Origin of the sequence: Bradyrhizobium lablabi (assembly GCF_900141755.1) — a bacterium.
GTDB classification, from domain to species: domain Bacteria; phylum Pseudomonadota; class Alphaproteobacteria; order Rhizobiales; family Xanthobacteraceae; genus Bradyrhizobium; species Bradyrhizobium lablabi_A.
The window spans coordinates 3,064,876-3,088,358 of sequence record NZ_LT670844.1 but is presented as its reverse complement, the minus strand read 5'-3'; the positions used below and the strand labels follow the sequence as shown (position 1 = coordinate 3,088,358).

Annotated in this window: 17 protein-coding genes; 7 read left to right on the top strand and 10 right to left on the bottom strand. The window is 62.3% G+C overall.

The window, feature by feature from the left end:
• Positions 1 to 44: 44 nt before the first annotated feature.
• The 8 genes from B5526_RS14365 to B5526_RS14330 all read right to left on the bottom strand — a co-directional run bounded on the left by B5526_RS14365 (position 45) and on the right by B5526_RS14330 (position 8,561).
• Complete coding sequence (locus B5526_RS14365) at positions 45 to 1,274, bottom strand: ABC transporter substrate-binding protein (RefSeq protein ID WP_079538926.1); 1,230 nt, start codon at positions 1,272 to 1,274, stop codon at positions 45 to 47.
• Between the two features lie 181 nt (positions 1,275 to 1,455).
• Positions 1,456 to 2,685, bottom strand: a complete 1,230-nt coding sequence (locus B5526_RS14360) for an ABC transporter substrate-binding protein (protein WP_079538925.1) — start codon at positions 2,683 to 2,685, stop codon at positions 1,456 to 1,458.
• Positions 2,686 to 2,964: 279 nt separating this feature from the next.
• Positions 2,965 to 4,197, bottom strand: a complete 1,233-nt coding sequence (locus B5526_RS14355) for an ABC transporter substrate-binding protein (RefSeq protein WP_079538923.1) — start codon at positions 4,195 to 4,197, stop codon at positions 2,965 to 2,967.
• A gap of 12 nt (positions 4,198 to 4,209) precedes the next feature.
• Positions 4,210 to 5,226, bottom strand: a complete 1,017-nt coding sequence (locus tag B5526_RS14350) for a branched-chain amino acid ABC transporter permease (RefSeq protein ID WP_079538921.1) — start codon at positions 5,224 to 5,226, stop codon at positions 4,210 to 4,212.
• A gap of 2 nt (positions 5,227 to 5,228) precedes the next feature.
• Positions 5,229 to 6,107: a branched-chain amino acid ABC transporter permease gene (locus B5526_RS14345; protein ID WP_079538919.1), complete on the bottom strand. Its 879-nt coding sequence runs from the start codon at positions 6,105 to 6,107 to the stop codon at positions 5,229 to 5,231.
• A gap of 13 nt (positions 6,108 to 6,120) precedes the next feature.
• Positions 6,121 to 6,834, bottom strand: a complete 714-nt coding sequence (locus B5526_RS14340) for an ABC transporter ATP-binding protein (protein ID WP_079538917.1) — start codon at positions 6,832 to 6,834, stop codon at positions 6,121 to 6,123.
• Positions 6,831 to 7,628: an ABC transporter ATP-binding protein gene (locus tag B5526_RS14335; RefSeq protein WP_079538916.1), complete on the bottom strand. Its 798-nt coding sequence runs from the start codon at positions 7,626 to 7,628 to the stop codon at positions 6,831 to 6,833. Before B5526_RS14335 ends, B5526_RS14340 begins: the two co-directional genes overlap by 4 nt.
• 72 nt (positions 7,629 to 7,700) lie before the next feature.
• Complete coding sequence (locus tag B5526_RS14330) at positions 7,701 to 8,561, bottom strand: IclR family transcriptional regulator (RefSeq protein ID WP_079538914.1); 861 nt, start codon at positions 8,559 to 8,561, stop codon at positions 7,701 to 7,703.
• Positions 8,562 to 8,728: 167 nt separating this feature from the next.
• Between B5526_RS14330 and B5526_RS14325 the strand changes: the two genes are divergently transcribed.
• The 6 genes from B5526_RS14325 to glpK all read left to right on the top strand — a co-directional run bounded on the left by B5526_RS14325 (position 8,729) and on the right by glpK (position 18,188).
• Positions 8,729 to 10,825 carry a 3-hydroxyacyl-CoA dehydrogenase NAD-binding domain-containing protein gene (locus B5526_RS14325; protein WP_079538912.1) on the top strand — a complete coding sequence of 699 codons (2,097 nt, stop codon included), beginning with the start codon at positions 8,729 to 8,731 and terminating at the stop codon, positions 10,823 to 10,825.
• A gap of 202 nt (positions 10,826 to 11,027) precedes the next feature.
• Positions 11,028 to 12,707 carry a dicarboxylate--CoA ligase PimA gene (gene pimA, locus B5526_RS14320; RefSeq protein WP_079538910.1) on the top strand — a complete coding sequence of 560 codons (1,680 nt, stop codon included), beginning with the start codon at positions 11,028 to 11,030 and terminating at the stop codon, positions 12,705 to 12,707.
• A gap of 190 nt (positions 12,708 to 12,897) precedes the next feature.
• Positions 12,898 to 14,088: a pimeloyl-CoA dehydrogenase large subunit gene (gene pimC / locus B5526_RS14315; protein ID WP_079538909.1), complete on the top strand. Its 1,191-nt coding sequence runs from the start codon at positions 12,898 to 12,900 to the stop codon at positions 14,086 to 14,088.
• 255 nt (positions 14,089 to 14,343) lie between these two features.
• Complete coding sequence (gene pimD / locus B5526_RS14310; RefSeq protein ID WP_079538907.1) at positions 14,344 to 15,486, top strand: pimeloyl-CoA dehydrogenase small subunit; 1,143 nt, start codon at positions 14,344 to 14,346, stop codon at positions 15,484 to 15,486.
• Positions 15,487 to 15,669: 183 nt separating this feature from the next.
• The gene (locus B5526_RS14305; protein ID WP_079538905.1) at positions 15,670 to 16,443 is read left to right on the top strand and encodes an SDR family NAD(P)-dependent oxidoreductase; all 774 of its coding nucleotides are present in this window, start codon (positions 15,670 to 15,672) and stop codon (positions 16,441 to 16,443) included.
• Positions 16,444 to 16,682: 239 nt separating this feature from the next.
• Positions 16,683 to 18,188 carry a glycerol kinase GlpK gene (gene glpK, locus B5526_RS14300; RefSeq protein ID WP_079538903.1) on the top strand — a complete coding sequence of 502 codons (1,506 nt, stop codon included), beginning with the start codon at positions 16,683 to 16,685 and terminating at the stop codon, positions 18,186 to 18,188.
• 6 nt (positions 18,189 to 18,194) lie between these two features.
• Here glpK and B5526_RS14295 read toward each other — a convergent pair whose 3' ends face one another.
• Positions 18,195 to 18,551 carry a hypothetical protein gene (locus B5526_RS14295; protein WP_079538901.1) on the bottom strand — a complete coding sequence of 119 codons (357 nt, stop codon included), beginning with the start codon at positions 18,549 to 18,551 and terminating at the stop codon, positions 18,195 to 18,197.
• Positions 18,552 to 18,834: 283 nt separating this feature from the next.
• Between B5526_RS14295 and B5526_RS14290 the strand changes: the two genes are divergently transcribed.
• Complete coding sequence (locus B5526_RS14290) at positions 18,835 to 19,467, top strand: glutathione S-transferase family protein (RefSeq protein WP_079538899.1); 633 nt, start codon at positions 18,835 to 18,837, stop codon at positions 19,465 to 19,467.
• Positions 19,468 to 19,607: 140 nt separating this feature from the next.
• Here the strand turns inward: B5526_RS14290 and metH are convergent, their stop codons facing one another.
• Entirely contained in the window at positions 19,608 to 23,483 is a 3,876-nt protein-coding gene (gene metH, locus B5526_RS14285) for a methionine synthase (protein ID WP_079544999.1), read from the bottom strand.

Here is a 23,483-nt window from a genome sequence, read left to right as displayed (position 1 = left end):
CGGGGCGAGGGAGCAGAAACACGCCGGCTCCGCGGAGAGGGAACTCAGCCCCCGACGTCGCCGGAGATCACGTCGCCAAATAGATCCCATTTCTCACCCTTGAACCGCATCAGCTGAAGCTGGCTGATCGGGGCGAAATCGGTCGGTGAGGTGTCGATCATGATGCCGGGCAGCAGGACTTCGGTGCGGAAATCCTTCAGGCTTGCCGCCTGCTTCATGACGTTTTCGCGGGTTAGGTCGTCACCGCACTTCTTGAGCACCTCGACCAGCGTTTGCGAGACGCCGTAGCCGACCACGGTCGAGCCGTCGAGCTTGTTGCCTTCCGGAAAATCCTTGGTCATGAAGTCATAGAACTGCTTCATGCCGGGGTCGTTGTCCCACTGCGGATCGGAAGCATCCTTCAGGTAGGTGGCGGAGATAATGCCTTGTGAATTCTCAAAGCCCGCCGGCTTGATCACCGCACCGATGGAAGCCGAGACGTTGTTGAGGATGTGAAGCGGCTTCCATTCGATCTCGGCGACCTTCTTGATCGCCTGCGCGGCGAATTTCGGCGTCGCGATATCGACGAACACATCGGCGCCGGTCGATTTGAGCTTGACGATGTGGTTGTCGACCGTGGGCTCGGTGGTCTCGAAACTCTCCTCGGCGATGATCATCGAGGCCGCCTTGGCGCCGAGCCCGTCCCTCAGGCCTTTCAGATAGTCCTTGCCGTAATCGTCGTTCTGGTACAGCACCGCGATCTTGGCGTCAGGCTTTTCCTTCAACAGGAACTTGGCGTAGATTCGCGACTCGCTCTGGTAGTTCGGCTGCCAGCCCATGGTCCACGGGAAGTTCGCGGGGTCGTTCCACTTGGTGGCGCCGGTGGCGACGAACAGCTGCGGCACCTTCTTCGAATTCATGTATTTGTGGATCGCGGAATTCGGCGGCGTGCCGAGCGGATTGAAAATGAACAGCACCTCGTCGCTCTCGACCAGCTTGCGCGCCTGCTCGACGGTCTTCGGCGGACTATAACCGTCGTCGTAACTGATAAAATTGATCTTGCGGCCGTTGATGCCGCCGGCATCATTGATCTTCTTGAAGTAGGCGGCCTCGGTCTTGCCGATCACGCCGTAAGCGGAAGCGGGACCGCTATAGGGCATGATGTTGCCGATCTTGATTTCGGTATCGGTGGCGCCGGTGTCGTATTTTTTTTGAGCGAGCGCGCCGCTGCTCGACGCAGCGAACAGAGCGAACGCGGCGGAAGCAATGGCTACTCTGCTGATGGCAACAGGCATTCCTGATCTCCCATTGTTGAGATGCTTGTGCATGCGCCATTTTGTTGATTGAGATTTCTTGCGACGCGGGCGGGATTGAATACCATTTGGGGGCGGCCAGCAACAAAAAGCCCCTGCAGCATTGCCGCAGGGGCTGCCTTTTTAGTAGTCAGCCGGCCGGAATAACCGGCTCGGAACGGTGTCAGCCGCCGACGTCGCCGGAGATGATGTCGCCGAACAGATCCCACTTCTCGCCATTAAATTTCATCAACTGGAGCTGGGAGATCGGAGCGAAGTCAGTAGCGCTGGTCTGCGCCTTGATGCCCGGCAGCAGCCCGCCGAGCTCGAGCCCGTTGATGCTCGCCGCCTGCTTCATGATGTTCGCCCGCGTCAGATCGTCACCGCAGTTCTTCAGCACATAAACGAGGCCTTGCGCGACGGTGTAGCCGTACATCAGGTTGGCATCGACCCGGTTGCCTTCAGGGAAGTACTTGGCGAGGAACTCGTCGAAGGCCTTCATGCCGGCATCGTCCTTCCACTGTGGATCTGACGCATCCTTCAGGTAGGTGGACGAGATGATGCCCTGCGAGTTCTCAAAACCGGCCGGCTTCATCACGGCGCCGATCGAGGCGGAGACGTTGTTCAGAATATGCAGCGGCTTCCACTCGATTTCGGAGATCTTCTTGATCGCCTGCGCCGCGAATTTCGGCGTGGTGACGTTGAAGAACACGTCGGCACCGGTCGATTTCAATTTGACGATGCTCGAATCGATGGTGGGTTGCGTGGTTTCGTAGCTTTCCTCGGCGACGATCATCGAGGGGGCCTTGGCGCCGAGCCCGTCCTTCAGGCCCTTGACGTAGTCTTTGCCGTAGTCGTCGTTCTGGTAGAGGATAGCGATCTTGGCATTCGGCATATTCTTGAGAATATACTTGGCGTAGATGCGGGATTCGCTCTGGTAGTTGGGCTGCCAGCCCATGGTCCACGGGAATTCCCTCGGGTCGTTCCACTTGGTGGCGCCGGTGGCGACGAACAGCTGCGGCACTTTCTTGGTGTTCATGTATTTCTGGATCGCCGAATTCGGCGGCGTGCCCAGCGAATTGAAGATGAACAGCACCTCGTCGCTCTCGACCAGCTTGCGCGCCTGCTCGACCGTCTTCGGGGGGCTATAGGCATCGTCGTAACTGATAAAATTGATCTTGCGGCCGTTGATGCCGCCCTCGGCATTGATCTTGTTGAAGTAGGCCTGTTCGGTCTTGCCGATCACGCCGTAGGCGGAGGCGGGCCCGCTATAGGGCATAATGTTGCCGATCTTGATTTCGGTATCGGTGGCGCCGATGTCGTATTTCTTTTGCGCCAGTGCTGGGTTGCTGGCTAACGCAAGCACTGCGAGGGCAGCCGAAAAGGCCCCCAATCGCAAATGGATAGCAGGCATGTCGACCTCCTTGGTCCCGGTTGAATGTGTCGATTTTCTTGATTGGGAGCGCTTGTTGGCTCCTCGCCGGATTGAATACCTTCCGCAGCCGACCAGCAACAAAAAGCCCCCTGCGACAGCGTCGCAGGGGGCGTCATTTAGTCGAACAGGGTCGGGTCACAGACCCGTGAAAGGCGCGGCCTAGAGCCCCGTTTCGATTCCATCGAAACGGGGCTCTAGATTTTTGATTTGACGCGTTTTCTTAACGCGAACCGGTTTCCACTTCGCTTGAAAACGCTTCTAGCCGCCGACTTCCCCGCTGATGACGGGTCCGAACAGATCCCACTTCTGACCCTTGAACCGCATCATCTGGAGCTGTTCGATCGGATAGAAATCCGTCGCACTGGTGTTGATTTTCACGCCCGGCAGCAGCGTGTCGGGGGCGAAATCCTTGATGCTGGCGGCCTGCTTCATGATGTTTTCGCGCGTGAGGTTGTCGCCGGCCTGCTTCAGCACTTGCACCATGGTTTGAGCCTGACCGTAGCCGAACACGACCGACCCGTCGGCCTTGTTGGCCTCCGGCGCGTACTTCGCAAGGAAGGCGTAGAATTTCTTCATGCCCTCGTCATTGTCCCACTGCGCGTCGGCGCCGTCCTTGGCATAGGCTGCGGAGAGAATATCTTGCGCATTCTCGAAACCGGCGGGCTGCAGCACCGATCCGACGGACGCTCCGACATTGCTCTGGAAGTACATCGGCTTCCAGCCGAGTTCGGCCACCTTCTTGATGCTCTGGGCGGCGAATTTCGGCGTGGTCATGCTGAAGTAGACGTCCGCTCCGGTCGCTTTCAGCTTGACGATGTGCGAGTCGATGGTCGGCTCTGCCACCTCGTAGCTCTCCTCGGCCACGATCATGGAAGATGCCTTGTCGCCGAGACCGTCTTTCAGGCCCTTCAACAGGTCCTTACCGAAATCGTCGTTCTGATACATGATCGCGATCTTTGCGTCAGGCTTCTCCTTCAAGAGATACTTCGCGTAGATGCGGCCCTCGCTCTGGTAGGCAGGCTGCCATCCCATGGTCCAGGGAAAATCCTTGTAGTCGCCGAATTTGGTCGCGCCGGTTGCAACGAAGAGCTGGGGCACCTTCTTGGAGTTCAGGTATTTCTGAATCGCCGAGTTCGACGGCGTCCCCAGCGGCCCGAACAGGAAGAGAACCTCGTCGCTCTCGACCAGCTTGCGGGCCTGTTCGACGGCTTTCGGCGGGCTATAGCCGTCGTCGTAGCTGATGAAATTGATCTTGCGGCCGTTGATGCCGCCCTGCTCGTTGATCATTTTGAAATAGGCGTCTTCGATCTTGCCGATCACGCCATAGGCCGACGCCGGGCCGCTATAGGGCATGATGTTGCCGAGCTTGATTTCGGTATCGGTCGCACCGGTGTCGTATTTCTTTTGGGCAAGTGCGGTGCCCGAGGTGGTAGCGAAAGCGATGACCGCCGTCGAAAACGCGGCGATTCGTAGTATTCTTGCAGAAAGCATTGTTTCTCCTTGTTAATTTTTCTTGAACTTGCCGACCAGTTGATGGGCGACCATGGCGACTTGCCTTGCGCCATGCGGCACCAGGAAGATCACGAGGAACAGCAGCACGCCGAACACCGCGCCGGAGAGGCCTTTTGAGATGCCCTCCGCGATGTTCGGTACGAAAATGATGAAGGCCGAACCCACGATCGATCCGGGCAGCCATCCGACGCCGCCGACCACCATGCCGAGAAACAGCGATATCGCGAGCTGGATGGTGTAGCCGTCGGGCGCGACGAACTGCACGGCGATCGCGCCCAGGCCGCCGGCAACGCCGGTGATGCCGGCGGAGACCCCGAACGCCAGCGTCTTGTACAGCGCAACGTCGATGCCCATGGCGGAGGCCGCGATCTCGTTGTCGCGGATCGCCATGAAGGCGCGCCCCGAACGCGACCTCAGCAGGTTGACCGAGAAGATATAGATCGCGATGGTGACGACGAGCGTGAAGTAATAGAGCCACATGTCCTGCGACATCGGCAGCCCGAACGGCGCGTCGGGTTTGGTCACGACCAGGCCCTGCACGCCGCCGGTCCAGTTCTCGAAATAGCCGAGTTTTAGCAGTTGCGGCATCGCGGTCGCCAAGGCGAAGGTCGCCAGCGCCAGATAGACACCGGAGAGCCGCAGCGCCGGCTGGCCGAACAGGAATCCGAAGCCGAAGCAGATGATGCCGGCGATCGGCAAGGTCAGGGCGTAATTCATGCCCAGATGTTCCATCAGGATCGCCGAGGTGTAGGCGCCGACCGCGTAGAACGCGCTCTGGCCGAGCGAGAATTGGCCGCTGCCGCCGGTCAGGATGTTGAGCGCCAGCACCGCGAGCCCGTAGATCAGGAGCATCGTCAGCTGGAAGATGATGAAGTTCTTGACGAACAAGGGCGCCGCGATCAGCAACGCCAGCACCACCAGCGAGGTTCCGGCGCCGAGCGTCATGGCCCGCTTGGGAACGGCCTCTACCGCCGGGGCTTCGGTGACGACTTCCTGAATTGCGCTCATGATCAAACTCGCTTCACGATGGGCCGGCCGAACAGGCCGGCGGGTTTGACGACCAGGACGGTGATGATCAGCGCCAGCGCGATCGGCAGTTTCAATTCATTGCCGACGCCGGGGATATAGGTCCCGACCAGATTTTCGAAGATGCCGACCAGGAAGCCGCCGATGACCGCGCCGAACGGACTGGTCAGCCCGCCGAGGACCGCGGCGGCAAATCCGTAGATCAGGACGCCGAGCATCATGTTCGGCTCCAGAAACACCACCGGCGCGATCATCATGCCGGCGATCGAGCCGATCGCGGCCGCCATGCCCCAGCCGAGCGCGATCATCCACGAGGTGTTGATGCCGACCAGCCGCGCCGATTCAGGCAGCGAGGCGGCCGCCCGCATCGCAAGCCCCATCCGCGTGAACTGGAAGAAGAAATACAGTCCGATCAACAGCAGGATAGTGATGCCGATCATGCCGGCCTGGTGGGTCGAGATCAGCTGGCTGCCGAGAAACGGCGAGGACCCGAACGGCGTCGGGTATTGCTTGATGGTGAAATCCCAGATCAAGCCGGCGACGCTGTTGATGATCGCGTACAGTGCGATGAAACCGGCAACGTTGGTCAGGATCGGCGCTTTCGCCAGCGGCCTGAACAGCAACCTCTCGATCGCGATGCCGCCGGCGAACGAGAATGCCAGCGTGAGCACAAAGGCGCCCCAATAGGGTACGCCCCACTGCATCAACTGCCAGGAGATGAAGGTCGAGAACATCGCCATTTCGCCCTGCGCGAAATTCAGATGATCGATCGCCTGGTAGATCATGACGACGGCGAGCGCCATGCAGGCATAGATCGCGCCGGTGGAAATCCCGGCCAGGATTTGATTGACGAAAAGCTCCATGACCGCGTTCCCCTTAGTAACCCAGATAGGATTTACGCACGTCTTCGTTATTCGCGATCTCGGCGGCGTTTCCCGACATCACGATGCGGCCGGTTTCGATCACATAGGCCTGGTCGGCGAGCTCCAGCGCGAGCTGCGCGTTCTGCTCCACCACCAGGATGGTGACCTTGTCCTCGCGATTGATCTTGCCGAGGATCTTGAACAGGTCGCGCACGATCAGCGGCGCCAGCCCGAACGACGGCTCGTCCAATAGCATCAGCCGCGGACGCAGCATCAGCGCGCGGGCGACCGCCAGCATCTGCTGCTCGCCGCCCGACAGCGTGCCGGCCTGCTGGGCATAGCGCTGCTTGAGCACCGGGAAATGGTCGTACATGCGCTCGATATCGGAAACGATGTTCTTCTTGTCGTTGCGTGTGATCGCGCCGAGCTGCAGATTTTCCTCCACCGTCATGGTGGTGAAGGTGCCGCGGCCCTGCGGCACATGTGCAATGCCGAGACGGACGACGTTCTCGGTCGACCGGCCGGACAACGGCTTGCCTTCGAATTCGATCGCGCCGGTCGAGCGCACCATGCTGCAGATCGCGCGCAGGGTGGTGGTCTTGCCGGCGCCGTTGGCCCCCAGGAGCGTGGTCAGGCTGCCCTCGTTGAGCGCAAAACTGAGACCATGAAGCGCCTGCACCTGGCCGTAATAGGCCCGCAAATCCTTGACGTTGAGCATCGCCGTCATTGGTCCTTGCTCCCCAGATAGGCCTTGATGACGTCCGGGTCGGATTGCACCTTGGCCGGCGTCCCCTCGGCGAGCTTGCGGCCGAAATTCAGCGCCACCACGTGGTCGGCGATCGACATCACCAGGCCCATGTGATGCTCGACCAGCAGGATGGTGACGTTGCGTTCGTCGCGAATCCTTCGAATGAGGTCGCCGAGCACGTGAACTTCCTCGTGGTTGAGGCCGCCGGCGGGCTCGTCGAGCAGCAGGATCTTCGGATCGGCCGCGAGCGCGCGGGCCAATTCGACGCGCTTCTGGGTGCCGAACGGCAATCCGGAAACCGTGACATGGGCGACGTCGTCGAGGTCGAGATAGCTGACGATGTCGTGGACGTGCTTGTTGAGGGCGGCCTCGCCGCGGCGCACCCAGGGCAGCTTCAGGGAGTCGCTGATGATGTCGCTGTTGGTGCGGGAATGGGTGCCGACCCGGACGTTGTCGAGCACCGACAGATTGGCAAACAGGGCTACGTTCTGGAAGGTGCGGCCGATGCCGATTTCGGCGATCCGGTGCGGCGGACGCGTCAGAATGCTGCGGCCTTCCATCAGGATGTCGCCGGCGCTCGGCTGGTAGAGCCGGGAAAGGCAATTGAAGAGGGTGGTCTTGCCGGCGCCGTTCGGCCCGATCAGGCCGAGAATCTGGCCCTGATGCATGTCAAAGGACACGCCATTCAACGCGACGATGCCGCCGAACACGACGCTGACGTCGCGGACCGCAAGCAGGGGATCTTGTCCCTGCGCGAGCTGTGCCTGCGTCATCTGGTCCCGCCCATATCACGCGCTGGGCTGGAGTGACCATGCGAACCCGTTCGCTGGTCGCGATGATGAAGGCTATCTGATCCCCTCGACCACACGTGCAACTTTCCCTCCTGATTTCAACTTCTTATTGTCTTTTTTTGATTGCGGCGCCGCGCCGCCCAAGGCGGCTTCGATGTTCCTTACCATCGCCACGAGGCGAGGTCCAATATCGTTGCGCAGCCGATCTTCCGTAAAACGGAATGCCGGAGCGCCACAGTTAAACGCGTAAGGACCGGTTCCGTCGTTCAGCTTCAGCGCAACGCCGACCGCATGGATGTCGTCATGCCATTCGCCCGCCGAGATGGCAAAACCGAGTTTTGCCACCGTTTCGCCGGCGCGCTCCATGCCGTCGCGCATCTTCGGCCAGCGGCTGCCGTAATGTTCGCGCAGTTCGCGCAGTAAGGCGGCCCGCTCGTCGGGCGGCAGCGCCCAGATATAGGCGCGGCCCATGGCCGTGGTTGCAATCGGTATTCGCGAACCGACGTCCAGTTGAACGCCGAGAGTCATGCCGCGGCTCTGGCCGAAATAGATCATGCTGGTGCGATCGCGGCCGCCGACCGCGACCGCGCCGCCGGTCTCCCGCATCACTTCCTCGCGAAACGGCTCGGACAAATGCCGAACGCCGAGATTGGCAAGGGCGGCATAGCCGAGCGACATGGCTGACGGCGCCAACTGATATTTCTCGAACCGCGGAACGGGTGTAAGGTAACCGAGCTTGGTCAAAGTATAGGTCAGCCGGGAAACGGTCGGCTTTGGCAAGTTGGTACGGGCCGCGATCTCCTGATTGCCAAGAAGCCCGTCGTTGGGACGGAATGCGCGTAGCACATCAAGGCCGCGGGAAAGCGCGACGACGAAGCTGCGATCGGTCGCCACCTTCTTGCCTGGACGTTTCATTTCCTGCCGCTGTACGGACCTCGTTGACAACGGACCTGCTTCAAAATAACCCTCCGTGTCAAGATGTGGAATTAAATTCCGCAGTGCGAAATAGCCGGTAAACGCAAGTCAAGCGGTTCACGTTAACAACAACACAACGAAGCGCAGCTTATTCCAGGGAGAGTCTCGTGAGCGAAGTCGTAAAACTCGAGCGTCATGACGTCGTCGGCATCGTCACGGTCAACAGCCCTCCGGTGAATGCGCTGAGCGCCGCGGTGCGCGGCGGCATTCTGGAATGCATCAACAGCGCCATCGCCGATCCCGAAATAAAGGCGATCGTGTTGACCTGTGCGGGGCGCACTTTTATCGCCGGCGCCGACATCACCGAATTCGGCAAGCCGCCCAAGCCTCCGGGCCTGCACGAGGTGCTGACCGTGATGGAGAACTCGCCGAAGCCGATCATTGCCGCCATTCATGGCACAGCCCTTGGCGGCGGCCTCGAAGTCGCGCTTGCCTGCCACTTTCGCGTTGCCACCAAGGACGCGAAGTTGGGTCTGCCCGAGGTAAAGCTCGGGCTGTTGCCGGGCGCCGGCGGCACGCAACGTTTGCCGCGCGCGGTCGGCCCCGAGCTCGCGGTCAAGATGATCGTCGGCGGCGATCCGATCAGCGCGTCTGACGCGCTCAAGAACGGCCTGATCGAGGAAATCGTCGAGGGGCCGGCGTCCGGCGGCGAGGCCTTTGCCCGAAAAGTGCTGGCGGAGAAGCGTCCATTGCGCAAATTGCGCGACGACGATTCAAAACTTGCCGCCGCCAAGGCCGACCGTTCGATCTTCACCAACGCCGTCGCATCGATGACCAAGAAGGCGCGCGGGCTGGAAGCGCCGTTCGCCGCGGCGGATGCGGTCGGCGCCGCGATCGACCTGCCGTTCGATGAAGGATTGAAGAAGGAGCGCGAAGGTTTTCTAAAGCTCGTCGCCAGCGATCAATCGAAGGCGCAGCGCTACGCCTTCTTCTCCGAGCGCGAAGCCGCAAAAATCGCCGGCGTCCCAGACGGCACCAAGCCGCGTAACGTCGAGCGCGTCGCCATCATCGGCGCCGGCACCATGGGCGGCGGCATCGCGATGTCGTTTGCCAATGCCGGCATTCCGGTAACGCTGATCGAGACCGGCGAGGAGCAGCTCAAGCGCGGCATGGGCGTGATGCAGAAGAATTATGAGGCCACCGCCGCACGCGGCGGCATTCCCGCCGACGCACCCGCCAAGCGGATGGCCCTGATCAACGGCGTGGTCGGCCTTGAGAACGTCAAGGACGCTGACCTGGTGATCGAGGCCGTGTTCGAGACCATGGCGATCAAGAAGGAAGTGTTCGCAGCGCTCGACAAATTTGCAAAGCCGGGCGCGGTGCTGGCTTCCAACACCTCGTATCTGAACATCGACGAGATTGCCAAGGAGACAAAGCGTCCGCAGGACGTGCTTGGCATGCACTTCTTCTCACCGGCGAACGTGATGAAGCTGTGCGAGATCGTGCGCGCGGCAAAGACCGCGCCGGATGCGCTGACCACCGCGGTTGCGGTGGCCCGCAAGATCGCAAAGGTGCCGGCGGTGGTCGGCGTCTGCGACGGCTTTGTCGGCAACCGTATGCTGGCGCAGCGCGGCAAGCAGGCCGAAAAGCTCCTGTTCGAAGGCGCGTTGCCCCAGCAGGTCGATGCCGTGGTCACAAAGTTCGGCATGCCGATGGGGCCGTTCGCGATGGGCGATCTCGCCGGCCTCGATATCGGCTGGCGCTCGCGCAAGGATCGCGGCATCAAGTCGGAAATCGCGGATGCGCTGTGCGAGGCCGGACGCTTCGGCCAGAAGACCGGCAAGGGCTATTACAAATATGAAAGCGGCTCGCGCTCGCCGCTGCCCGATCCGGAAGTGGAAAAACTGATCGACGAGACCCTGCAGCGGCTCGGGCGCAAGCGCCGCGTCGTCAGTGACGACGAAATCCTCGAGCGCATGATGTATCCGATGATCAACGAGGGCGCGCGGATCCTGGAAGAGGGGATCGCTGCGCGTCCGAGCGATATCGACGTGATCTGGCTCTATGGTTATGGCTGGCCGATCTATCGCGGTGGCCCGATGTTCTATGCCGACCAGGTCGGGTTGAAGCACATCGCCGACCGGTTGTCGTTCTACGCCAAGGAGACCAACGATCCCTCGCTGGAGCCGGCGCCGCTGCTCAAGCGCTTGGCCAGTGAAGGCAAGACCTTTGCGTCGCTGGCGCAGACCGCGAAAGCGGCTTGATGGTGATTAACAGCACAGTTTCTCCGTTCCCTTCCCCCTTGCGGGGGAGGGTTAGGGCGGGGGGTAGCCGCATCGGGACTGCCCGCCGTAGCTCACAGGGCGAAGGTGGGACTGCCCGTGTGGACCCCCTTCCCCAACCCCTCCCCGCAAGGGGGAGGGGAGCCTGCGCAGCAGCGCTCACCTCGCGATCGGCGATGCGCGCATGACCCATCCCGGCGAACAGTTTTATCCGGAAGGCGTCCATTGGGACGATCCGATCGCGCGGGGCACGCTCCCTGATCTGTTGTCGAATGCGGCCATGCAATATGGCGCGCGGCCGGCGATCGAATTCCGCGACCGCCCGATTAGCTACGCCGAACTGGAAGCGATGGTCGAGGTGGCGGCCGCAGCCTTCCTGCGCGCCGGTTACGGCAAGAACCATTCAGTGGCACTGTTCCTCGGCAACACCCCCGATCATCCGATCAACTTCTTCGGCGCGCTGAAGGCAGGCGCGCGGATCGTGCATCTGTCGCCGCTCGACGGCGAGATCGCGCTGTCGCACAAGCTCAGCGACAGCGGCGCACGCATTCTCGTCACTTCCAATCTTTCGGCACTATTGCCGACGGCGCTGAAGTTTTTGGCAAAAGGCCTGCTCGACCGCCTGATCGTCTGCGAGGACGACCACTGGGGCAAGGTCGGAACGCCGCAGACGCCGCTGCCGGCAAGTCCTGCGATCATCACCTACCGGCAGTTCATCGACGGTGCGACGAAGCCCTCGCAATGGCCTTCGATCGACGCCGATGACGTCGCGCTGTTGCAATATACCGGCGGCACCACGGGCTTGCCGAAGGGCGCCATGCTCAGCCACGGCAATCTGACTTCGGCGGTGTCGATGTACGATGTCTGGGGCAAGGCGGCCCGCGCCAAGCGCGACGCGATCGAGCGCGTGGTCTGCGTGCTGCCGCTGTTTCACATCTTCGCGCTGACGGTCGTGATGCTGTCCTCGCTCCAGCGCGGCAATCTGATTTCGCTGCACCAGCGCTTTGATGTCGAAGCCGTGATGCGCGACATCGAGGTGAAGCGCGCGACCGCGTTTCCCGGCGTTCCCACCATGTGGATCGCGATCGCGGCGCTGCCCGATCTCGACAAGCGCGATCTTTCCTCGCTGGCGAGCTGCGGCTCGGGCGGCGCGCCGCTGCCGGTCGAGGTCGCAAAAATCTTCGAGCGCAAGGTGGGCATGAAGCTGAAGAGCGGCTGGGGCATGACCGAGACTTGCTCGCCCGGCACCGCGCATCCGCAGGATGGTCCGGACAAGCCGGGCTCGATCGGGCTGATGCTGCCGGGCATCGAACTCGACGTGGTTGCGCTCGACGATCCGAACAAGGTGCTGCCCGTGGGCGAGGTCGGCGAAATCCGGATCAGAGGGCCGAACGTCACCAAGGGTTACTGGAACCGGCCGAAGGAAACCGCGGAAGCTTTTGTCGGCGACCGGTTCCTGACCGGCGACATCGGCTACATGGATGCCGATGGCTATTTTTATCTGGTCGACCGCAAGAAGGACATGATCATCTCCGGCGGGTTTAACGTCTATCCGCAGATGATCGAGCAGTCGATCTACACCCATCCCGCCGTGCATGAGGTGATCGTGATCGGCATTCCCGACGATTACCGCGGCGAGGCGGCGAAGGCCTTTGTCAAATTGCGCGCTGGCGCAACTCCATTCACCCTGGAAGAGCTTAAAACATTCCTCTCCGGCAAACTGGGGAAACACGAAATTCCGGCCGCGCTCGATTTCGTCGACGAACTGCCGCGCACCTCGGTCGGCAAACTCTCGCGCCACGAATTGCGCAACCGGCAGCCTGCGCAGGCGAAGCAACAGGTCGCATCAGGAGGTCGGTCATGACATCTCGCACCCTCGTCGTCCCCGCGAAAGCGGGGACCCATACGCCGGGGATACGCTTGAGGCAGTGTGGTAGCCGGCTTTGCTACTCACGAACGCCGGTGGTTATGGGTCCCTGCTTTCGCAGGGACGACGAAAGATAAAGATAACGCGTAGCTTACGAATAAAACTCATTCGCTCACAGGAGGATCCAATGGATCTCAGCTTCAGCAAGGAAGAAGTGGCGTTTCGCGAAGAGGTGCGGGCCTTTTTCCGCGACAACGTGCCGCCCTCGACGCGGCAGAAACTGCAGGAAGGCCGGCATCTTTCCAAGCAGGAGATGGTCGACTGGTGGCGCATCCTGAACAAGAAGGGCTGGGGCGTGACGCACTGGCCGAAGGAATATGGCGGCACCGGCTGGAGCTCGGTGCAGCATTATATCTTCAACGAGGAACTGCAGATGCACCCGGCGCCGGCGCCGCTCGCCTTCGGCGTCAGCATGGTCGGGCCGGTGATCTACACCTTCGGCAATGAAAAGCAGAAGAAGCATTATCTGCCGCGCATCGCCAGTGTCGACGACTGGTGGTGCCAGGGCTTTTCGGAGCCCGGCTCCGGCTCCGATCTCGCCTCGCTCAAGACCAAAGCCGAGCGCAAGGGCGATAAATACGTCATCAACGGCCAGAAGACCTGGACCACGCTGGCGCAGCACGCCGACATGATTTTTTGTCTTTGCCGCACCGATCCGTCCGCAAAGAAACAGACCGGCATCTCCTTCATCCTGGTCGACATGAAGTCGAAGGGCATCACGGTGCGTCCGATCCAGACCATCGACGGCGGCTACGAAGTCAACGAAGTGTTCTTCGACGACGTCGAGGTTCCCCTTGAAAATCTCGTCGGCGAGGAGAACAAGGGCTGGGACTATGCCAAGTTCCTGCTCGGCAATGAGCGCACCGGGATTGCCCGCGTCGGCGTTTCCAAGGAGCGCATCCGCCGCATCAAGGACCTGGCGTCCAAGGTCGAGTCCGGCGGCAAGCCGATCCTGGAGAATGTTAAATTCCGCGAAAAGCTCGCCGAGGTCGAGATCGAGCTGAAGGCGCTGGAATTGACCCAGCTTCGCGTCGTCGCCGACGAGGGCAAGCACGGCAAGGGCAAGCCGAACCCGGCGTCTTCGGTCTTGAAGATCAAGGGTTCGGAAATCCAGCAGGCCACCACCGAGCTTCTGATGGAAGTGATCGGCCCGTTCGCCGCGCCCTATGACGAGCACGGCGATGACGGCTCCAACGAGACGATGGACTGGACCGCGCAGATCGCGCCGAGCTATTTCAACAACCGCAAGGTCTCGATCTACGGCGGCTCCAACGAGATCCAGCGCAACATCATCACCAAGGCCGTGCTGGGGCTTTAATTCTTCTCCCTCGCCCCGCTCTTGCGGGGAGAGGGTTGGGGTGAGGGGCTTCCCACCGCGAACACTGAAGACAACAGTTAGCGCGGTACCCCCTCACCCGGATCGCATCTGCGATGCGACATAGCCGAAGCTACGCTTCGGCGTTCTTTAAGGAACGGCCGCCGGAGGCGGCCTATGCCTCTCCCCGCAGGCGGGGAGAGGTTAAGAAGCCAGCGCGTCGCGGCGACAAATGGTAGTCAGAGGAAACTAAAGAACATGGATTTTGATTTGTCCGAGGAGCAGCGGCTTCTCAAGGAAAGCGTCGACGGCCTCTTGGGCTCGTCCTACGATTTCGACGCGCGCAAGAAATACATGAAGGAGAAGGGCGGCTGGAGCAAAGCCGTCTGGGGCAAGCTCGCCGAACAGGGCCTGCTCGGCCTGCCGTTCTCGGAAGACGACGGCGGCTTCGGCGCCGGTGCGGTCGAGACCATGATCGTGATGGAGGCCTTGGGCAAGGCGCTGGTGCTGGAGCCTTATCTGCCGACGGTTGTGATCAGCGGCGGCTTTTTGCGGCGCGGCGGCTCGGCCGAGCAGAAAGCCGCGCACATCCCCGGCATCATCGACGGCAGCAAGACGTTTGCGTTTGCTCAGCTCGAGAAGAACTCGCGCTACGACCTGCAGGATGTGGCGACCTCGGCCAAGAAAAAAGGCTCGGGCTGGGTGATCGACGGCGAAAAGTTCGTCGTGCTCAATGGCGACACCGCCGATATCTTGATCGTCACCGCGCGCACCAAGGGCGGCCAGCGTGACGCTGGCGGCATCGGCGTGTTCCTGGTACCCGGCAACGCCAAGGGCGTTACAAAAAAAGCCTATCCGACCCAGGACGGCCTGCACGCCGCCGACATCACCTTTACCGGCGTCGAGGTCGGCGCCGATGCGGCGATCGGCGATCCCGAGAATGCCTTGCCGCTGATCGAGCGTGTGGTCGACGACGCCCGCACCGCGATGTGCGCGGAAGCCGTCGGCATCATGGATGAATCGCTAAAAACCACCGTCGAATATTTAAAGACCCGCACGCAGTTCGGCGTGCCGATCGGCAGCTTCCAGACCCTGCAGCACCGCGCCGCCGACATGTTCGTCGCGGTCGAACAGGCCCGCAGCATGTCGATGTTCGCGACCATGGCGTCCGACTTCGACGACGCCAGGGAGCGCGCAACCGCGATCGCCGCGGCGAAAGTGCAGATCGGCAAATCCGGAAAATTCGTCGGCCAGCAATCGATCCAATTGCATGGCGGCATCGGCATGACCCAGGAGGCCAAGATCGGCCACTATTTCAAGCGCCTGACCATGATCGAGAATAGCCTTGGCGACACGGACTATCATTTGCGCCGCGTCACCAACAGCGGCGGATTGGTGTAGCTCACGTCGTCCCGAGCGCGTGGAATTTGCGCTCGCGCGATTCACTATCCTCGTCATGCCCGGGCTTGTCCCGGGCATCCACGTCTTTACGGTATAGCAGCAAGAAAGACGTGGATGGCCGGGACAAGCCCGGCCATGACGAAACGAGAGCAAGCAAATAAAACAGAAGAGGGAGTACGTGCCATGAAAAACACCCCGTTCGATCTCACCGGAAAAGTCGCCGTCATCACCGGCTCCAGCCGCGGCATCGGCCGTTCGTCGGCGGAGCTGTTGGCAAAACTCGGCGCCAAGGTGGTGATCTCCAGCCGCAAGGCGGACGCCTGCGAGGAAGTGGCGGCCGGCATCCGCAAAGCGGGCGGCGACGCCCATGTCATCCCCTGCAACATCTCGCGCCGCGAGGAAGTCGAGGCGCTGATTGCGGGCGCCACAAGACACTACGGCAAGATCGATATCCTCGTCTGCAACGCCGCGGTGAACCCCTATTACGGCCCGCTGCTCGACATCAAGGACGAAGCCTTCGACAAGATCATGGGCTCAAACGTCAAGAGCAACATCTGGCTCTGTGCGCTCGCGATCCCGCCGATGGCGGCGCGCGGCAACGGCTCGGTCGTGATCATCTCCTCGATCGGCGGCTTGCGCGGTTCGACCGTGATCGGCGCCTACGGGATTTCGAAAGCCGCTGATTTTGCGCTGTGCCGCAGCCTCGCCGGCGAATGGGGCCCGAAAGGCGTCCGCGTCAATTGCGTCGCGCCCGGCCTCGTCAAGACCGATTTCGCCCGCGCCTTGTGGGAAGACGAAGAGCGCCTGAAACACCGCTGCGCCACCACACCGCTCCGCCGGATCGGCGAACCCGACGAAATCGCCGGCGCGGTCGCTTATCTCTCCTCCGATGCCTCGAGCTTCATGACCGGCCAGACGATTGTGGTCGACGGCGGCGTAACGACAGCGTCCGCGTAGCCTCTTCCCCTCTCCCGCTTGCGGGGGAGGGTGCCGAGCAAAGCGAGGCGGGTGGGGGCTCTCTCCGCGAATCCCATTGCGGCGAGAGCCCCACCCCAGCCCTCCCCCGCAAGCGCGAGAGAGGGGGCACACCGAGGGTGCGGCGCACTCGCCGCCATATTGACCTCCGCGCGCCAATCCGCTTGCCTTGCCGCAACACCACCAACCACCCCCGGGAAGCAACGCCAGGAAAAAACGCCATGTCCTTTGTGCTGGCCATCGATCAGGGCACCACATCCTCGCGCGCCATCGTGTTTCGCAGCGATATTTCCATCGCCGCCACCGCGCAGCAGGAATTCCCGCAGCATTTTCCGGCCTCGGGTTGGGTCGAGCACGAGCCGGAGGACATCTGGACCTCGACCGTCATCACCTGCCGCGATGCGATGGAGAAGGCGGGCCTTACGGCAAAGGACATCGCCGCGATCGGCATCACCAACCAGCGCGAAACGACGGTCGTTTGGGACCGCGCCACCGGCACCGCGGTGCATCGCGCCATCGTCTGGCAGGACCGCCGCACCGCCGACATCTGCGCCAAACTAAAAGCGGAGGGTCACGAGCCCGCGATCTCTGCAAAGACCGGCCTGATCATCGACCCCTATTTCTCAGGCACCAAGGTCGCCTGGATCCTCGATTCTGTGCCCGGTGCGCGGGCCCGGGCCGAGCGCGGGGAACTGATGTTCGGCACCGTCGATTGCTACCTGTTGTGGCGGCTGACCGGCGGCAAGGTGCACGCGACCGACGCCACCAACGCCTCGCGCACGCTGCTCTTCAACATCCACCTGGGGGAGTGGGACGACGAGCTGCTGAAAATCCTGCGGGTGCCGCGCTCGATGCTGCCGGAGGTCAAGGATTCTTCCGCCAATTTCGGCGAAAGCCGGCCCGAATTGTTCGGCGGCGCCATCGCGATCGCAGGCATCGCCGGCGACCAGCAGGCCGCGACCATCGGGCAGGCCTGCTTTTCGGCCGGCATGATGAAATCGACCTACGGCACCGGCTGTTTTGCGCTGCTCAACACCGGCGCCACGCCGGTCAAGTCGAAGAACAAGCTGCTCACCACGATTGCCTATCAGCTCAAGGGCCAGCGCACCTATGCGCTGGAGGGTTCGATCTTCGTCGCGGGATCGTCGGTGCAGTGGCTCCGCGACGGGCTCGGCATCATCAAGAAGGCCGCCGAAACCGGTCCGCTGGCCGACCAGTCCGATTCCACCCAGAGCGTCTACCTGGTGCCGGCCTTCGTCGGCCTCGGCGCGCCCTACTGGAATCCGCGCGTGCGCGGCGCGCTGTTCGGGCTCACCCGCAACACGGGACCTGCCGAGCTCGCCCATGCCGCGCTGGAAAGCGTCTGCTACCAGACCTTTGACCTGTGGGCCGCGATGCGCGCCGACTGGCCCGACGCCAAAGCCGCCAACATCGTGCTCCGCGTCGACGGCGGCATGACCGCCTCCGACTGGACCATGCAGCGCCTCGCCGATTTGCTGGACGCCCCGGTCGACCGCCCGATGATCCAGGAAACCACCGCGCTCGGCGCCGCCTACCTCGCGGGCCTCGCGGCGGGGGTCTATCCCGAACCGTCAAAATTCGCCGACAATTGGCGGCTGGAGCACCGCTTCAAGCCGAACATGAGCCAGGCCACGCGCGAGCGGAAGCTCGCCGGCTGGGCGCGCGCCGTGAAGGGAGTGCTGGCGAGCGATGAGGGGGAGGGGTAGGCGTTCTCAGTCGTCATGCCCGGACTTGATCCGGGCATTCACGTCTGTGCCAGCCCCGGCCGCGCTTTCCTGCTCCTGCGCCAGCAGCAGCTCTCTCAAGGTGCTCTCGCTGAGCTTGCCGGTGGTCGAGGGAATTCGCTGTTCGGCGGCCCCGATCGACGTAGAGGTATCCGGCAATGGGTGAGTGGCCGCCCGCGCCGCCGCGAATGCCCCGACCTCGCCGGTCTCTTCGAGGTCGCCGACCTCCCCGCTCGCGGCCGCGCCCTTCTTTTGCAGGCGGCCGGTCTTCGGCCGGCTCTCGGCCTTTTTCGGCTTCGGCACTGGCGTGTAGACGATCGGCGGCAGGATATGGTGGCGCGACACGGCTTCGCTCCCTCAGCCTATCCTGCATCAAGCCGGTGATTCGGGCCGGCCCGCCAGTCAAAAATGGAATTCCGCGAGCAGGCCGGGGGCCGGGCGAGCGGTTGGAAGGGATTGGTTCTTGGCGAGAGACGAGGGAGAGGGGTAGGATTCGCTCTGCCGTCATGGCCGGGTCCATAGGCGAGCGGAAGCGACGCCGTCCTTTGGACGCTATGGCGAGCGGAAGCGACGCCGTCCTTCAGCCGGCTATGCCCGCCATGATGAATAGGGAAGGGATGCGACCGCCATGATCCTGATCGGCCAATACGATTCCCCCTTCGTCCGCCGCGTCGCGATTGCGTTGCGGCTTTACGAGCTGCCTTACGAGCACTGGCCGTGGTCGACCTTTAGCGATGGCGACAAGATCGCGCCCTATAATCCGCTGCGGCGGGTGCCGACCATGGTGCTGCACAGCGGCGAGGTGCTGATCGAGAGCACGGCGATCCTCGATTATCTCGACGAATGGGTCGGGCCGGGAAAGGCCATGATTGCCGCGCGCGGGCCGGAGCGCCGCCATGCCCTGGAAATCTGCGCGCTGGCGACCGGGCTGGCGGACAAGGCGGTCAGTCTTCTCTATGAGCGTGCGCTGCGCAAGAAGGAGTCAAAGGTCTGGGTCGAGCGCTGCCAGACCCAGATCGGCGGCGTGCTTACGGCGCTCGAAAAGCAGCGTGCCGCCATCGCAAAACCGTTCTGGTTTGGCGAGAATATCGGGCATGCCGACATCGCGGTCGCCTGCGTGCTGCGGTTTACCGGCGAAGCGCATCCGGCCCTGTTTGACGGCGCGGGATATCCGGCCCTGGCCGCCCACGCCGCGCGCTGCGAAGCGCTGCCGCCGTTCCAGGAAATCGTGCAGCCGCTGGCCCCGCCGAGCGGGAAATGATCTGAGCCAGGAGCAACGCACACAGCTGTCATCACCCGCGAAAGCGGGTGATCCAGTATTCCAGAGACGCTGGTGATCAATCGAGAGGCCGCAGCGTACTGGATACCCCGCATTCGCGGGGTATGACAGAGAGGTTGAGGCTACGCCCTCGCCGCCTTCTTCCGGTATGCCAGATGCACCGCGCAGGTGCAGCCGGGCGGATGCGAGGCCACATCGTTGGCGGGGACGGCGGAGGCCGGCGCCAGTGTCGGCATCGCCTCTTTCACCAGCCGCTCTTGCGCCGATTGATCCTGCGCGGGGATATAGTTCAACACCGGCGCCAGCCAGCGCTCGGCCTCCGTGACCTCAAACCCCTTGCGCGCGGCGTAGTCTTCGACCTGGTCGCGCTCGATCTTGCCGACGCCGAAGTAAAAGCTTTCCGGGTTGCTGAAATAAAGCCCGGAGACGGATGAGCCAGGCCACATCGCATAACTCTCGGTCAGTTTGACGCCGGCGGTGTTTTCCGCGTCGAGCAGCGCGAACAAGGTCGCCTTCTCGGTGTGATCGGGCTGCGCGGGATAGCCGGGCGCGGGGCGAATGCCCTGGTATTTTTCCAGGATCAGGTCTTCCGGCGACAGCGCCTCGTCCGGCGCGTAACCCCAAAATTTCCGGCGTACGCGGGCGTGCATCCGCTCGGCAAAGGCTTCGGCGAGACGGTCGGCCAGCGCCTTGCACAGGATCGAGGAGTAATCGTCATTGGCGTTTTTAAAGCGGTCGGCGATGACATCCTCGCCGATCCCGGCGGTGACCACGAACGCGCCGATATAGTCGGCCACGCCGCTCGCGCGAGGCGCGATGAAATCCGACAGCGCCGCATTGAAACGGCCTTCGCGTTTTTCGAGCTGCTGGCGCAGCGTGTGGAAGGTGGCGATCTGGTTTTTGCGGCTGTCGTCGGCATAGACCAGAATATCGTCGCCTTCGGCATTGGCGGGCCAGAAGCCGATGGTTGCCTGCGCCTTGAACCAGTTTTCCTTCACGATCAGGTCGAGCATCTTGCGCGCGTCGTCATGGAGCGAGCGCGCGACTTCACCGACCTTGGGATCGTCGAGAATCGCCGGAAAACGCCCGGTCAGTTCCCAGGTCTGGAAGAACGGCGTCCAGTCGATGTATTTTGCGAGTTCGGCGAGGTCGTAGTCGCGAAAGCTTTTGATGCCGAGAAACGCCGGCTTCCTCGGCGGCGTTTTTGCAAAATCGATCGTGACCGCGTTGGCGCGGGCGTTCGCGAGCTTCAGCCGCTTCTTGTCGGCCTGTGCGCGGAAATGCGCCGCGGAAATTTTTGCGTAATCGGCGCGCACCTCAGTGGCGTAGGCCTCGCGCTTGTCGGGCGACAACAGCGAGGAGGCGACGCCGACCGCGCGGCTCGCGTCATTGACATGCACCACCGGCCCGCCGCGATAATTCGGGTCGATTTTTACCGCGGTATGGACGCGGCTCGTGGTGGCGCCGCCGATCAAGAGCGGCACCGTCATGCCTTGCCGCTCGAGCTCGCCGGCCAAAAAACTCATCTCGTCGAGCGACGGTGTGATCAGGCCGGACAGGCCGATGATGTCGGCGCCCTCGGCCTTCGCGGTCTCGATGATTTTTGTCGCGGGCACCATGACGCCGAGGTCGATGACTTCAAAATTGTTACATTGCAGGACGATGCCGACGATGTTCTTGCCGATGTCGTGGACGTCGCCCTTCACGGTCGCGAGCACGATCTTGCCGGCGGAGCTGCGGCCGTCACTGGCGATGCCGGCGGCAAGGTTGCGCGCCTTCTCCTCTTCCATGAACGGCATGAGGTAAGCCACCGCCTGCTTCATGACGCGGGCCGATTTAACCACCTGCGGCAGGAACATCTTGCCGTCGCCAAAGAGGTCGCCGACGATGTTCATGCCGGCCATCAGCGGCCCCTCGATGACGTCGAGCGGACGTTTGGCAAGCTTGCGCGCGTCCTCGGTGTCGACGTCGATGAATTCGGTGATGCCGTGCACCAGCGCATGCGACAGCCGTTTGTCGACCGGCCATTCGCGCCAGGCGAGGTCCTGCTCCTTTGTCTGTTTCTCCTTGCCGCGGAATTTTTCGGCCAAAGCGAGCAGCCGCTCGGACGCGCCGGGGTCGCGATTCAAAATGACGTCTTCGCAGGTCTGGCGCAGCTCGGGATCGATGTCGTCATAGACGATCATCTGCCCGGCATTGACGATGCCCATGTCCATGCCGGCCTTGATGGCGTGATACAGGAACACCGAATGCATGGCCTCGCGCACCGGCTCATTGCCGCGGAACGAGAAGGAGAGATTCGATACGCCGCCGGAAATATGCGCATGCGGCAGGTTTTGCCGGATCCAGCGCGTCGCCTCGATGAAGTCGACGCCGTAATTATTGTGCTCCTCGAGCCCGGTCGCGATCGCAAAGATATTCGGATCGAAGATGATGTCTTCCGGCGGGAAGCCGATTTGGTCGACTAGGATATCGTAGGCGCGCTTGCAGATTTTGGTCTTGCGCGCGAACGTGTCGGCCTGTCCGACTTCGTCGAACGCCATCACCACCACGGCGGCGCCGTGCCGCCGCGCGATTTTGGCCTCGTGGATGAATTTTTCCTCGCCTTCCTTCATCGAGATCGAATTCACCACCGGCTTGCCCTGAACACATTTCAGGCCGGCTTCGATCACCGCGAATTTCGAAGAGTCCACCATGACAGGGACGCGGGCGATGTCCGGCTCGGCCGCGACGAGATTGAGGAACGTCACCATCGCCTTTTCGGAATCGAGCAATCCTTCGTCCATGTTGACGTCGATGATCTGCGCACCGTTCTCGACCTGGTCACGCGCGACTTGAAGCGCCGCGGTGTAATCGCCCGCGGTGATCAATTTGCGGAATCGCGCGGAGCCGGTGACATTGGTACGCTCGCCGACGTTCACAAACGGGATCGCGGGCGTCAGCTCGAATGGCTCGAGGCCCGAGAGCCGCAGCCGCGGCTCGATCGCGGGAACGGCGCGCGGCTTGTGCGGCGCGACGGCGGCGGCAATCGCTAAGATATGGTCGGGCGTGGTGCCGCAGCAGCCGCCGACGATGTTGACGAGGCCAGCCTGCGCGAACTCGCCGATCAGCCGCGCCATATATTCCGGGCTCTCGTCATATTGGCCGAATTCGTTGGGCAATCCGGCATTCGGATAGGCGCAGACCAGCGTGTCGGCGACGCGGCCAATGTCCGCGATATGTGCGCGCAAATCCTCAGCGCCGAGCGCGCAGTTGAAACCGATGGTGACGGGTTTTGCGTGACGCACCGAATTCCAGAACGCCTCGGGGAGTTGGCCCGAGAGCAGTCGGCCGGACTTGTCGGTGATGGTGCCGGAGATCATCACGGGCACGTCGATGCCGCGCGCTTCCGTGATTTCGGCGATCGCGTACAGCGCGGCCTTGGCGTTGAGCGTATCGAAAATGGTCTCGACCAGCAGCAGATCGGCGCCGCCGTCCAGAAGCCCCTTGATCTGTTCGCCATACGCTGCGCGCAGATCGTCGAACGTGACGGCGCGGAAACCGGGATTGGACACATCGGGCGAGATCGACGCGGTGCGGTTGGTCGGGCCGATGGCGCCGGCAACAAAGCGCGGCTTGCCGTCCTCGGCGGTCACCCGCTCGGCGGCGGCGCGCGCCAGCTTTGCGCCTTCGAGATTCATCTCATATGCGATGCCGGAGAGGTCGTAATCGGCCTGCGCGATCGAGGTCGAGGAAAAAGTGTTGGTGGCGACGATGTCGGCGCCGGCGCGCAAGTAATCGGCGTGGATGTCCTCGATCGCCTTCGGCTGCGTCAGGATCAACAAATCGTTGTTGCCGCGGAGGTCGCGATGGAAATCCTTGAAGCGTTCGCCGCGAAACGCGGCTTCGTCATATTCGAGGCCCTGGATCATGGTGCCCATGGCGCCGTCGAGCACCAGGATGCGCTCGCGGGCGGCGGCGAGCAAAGCTGTTCGTTTGGCGGAAACAGGCACGGTCAT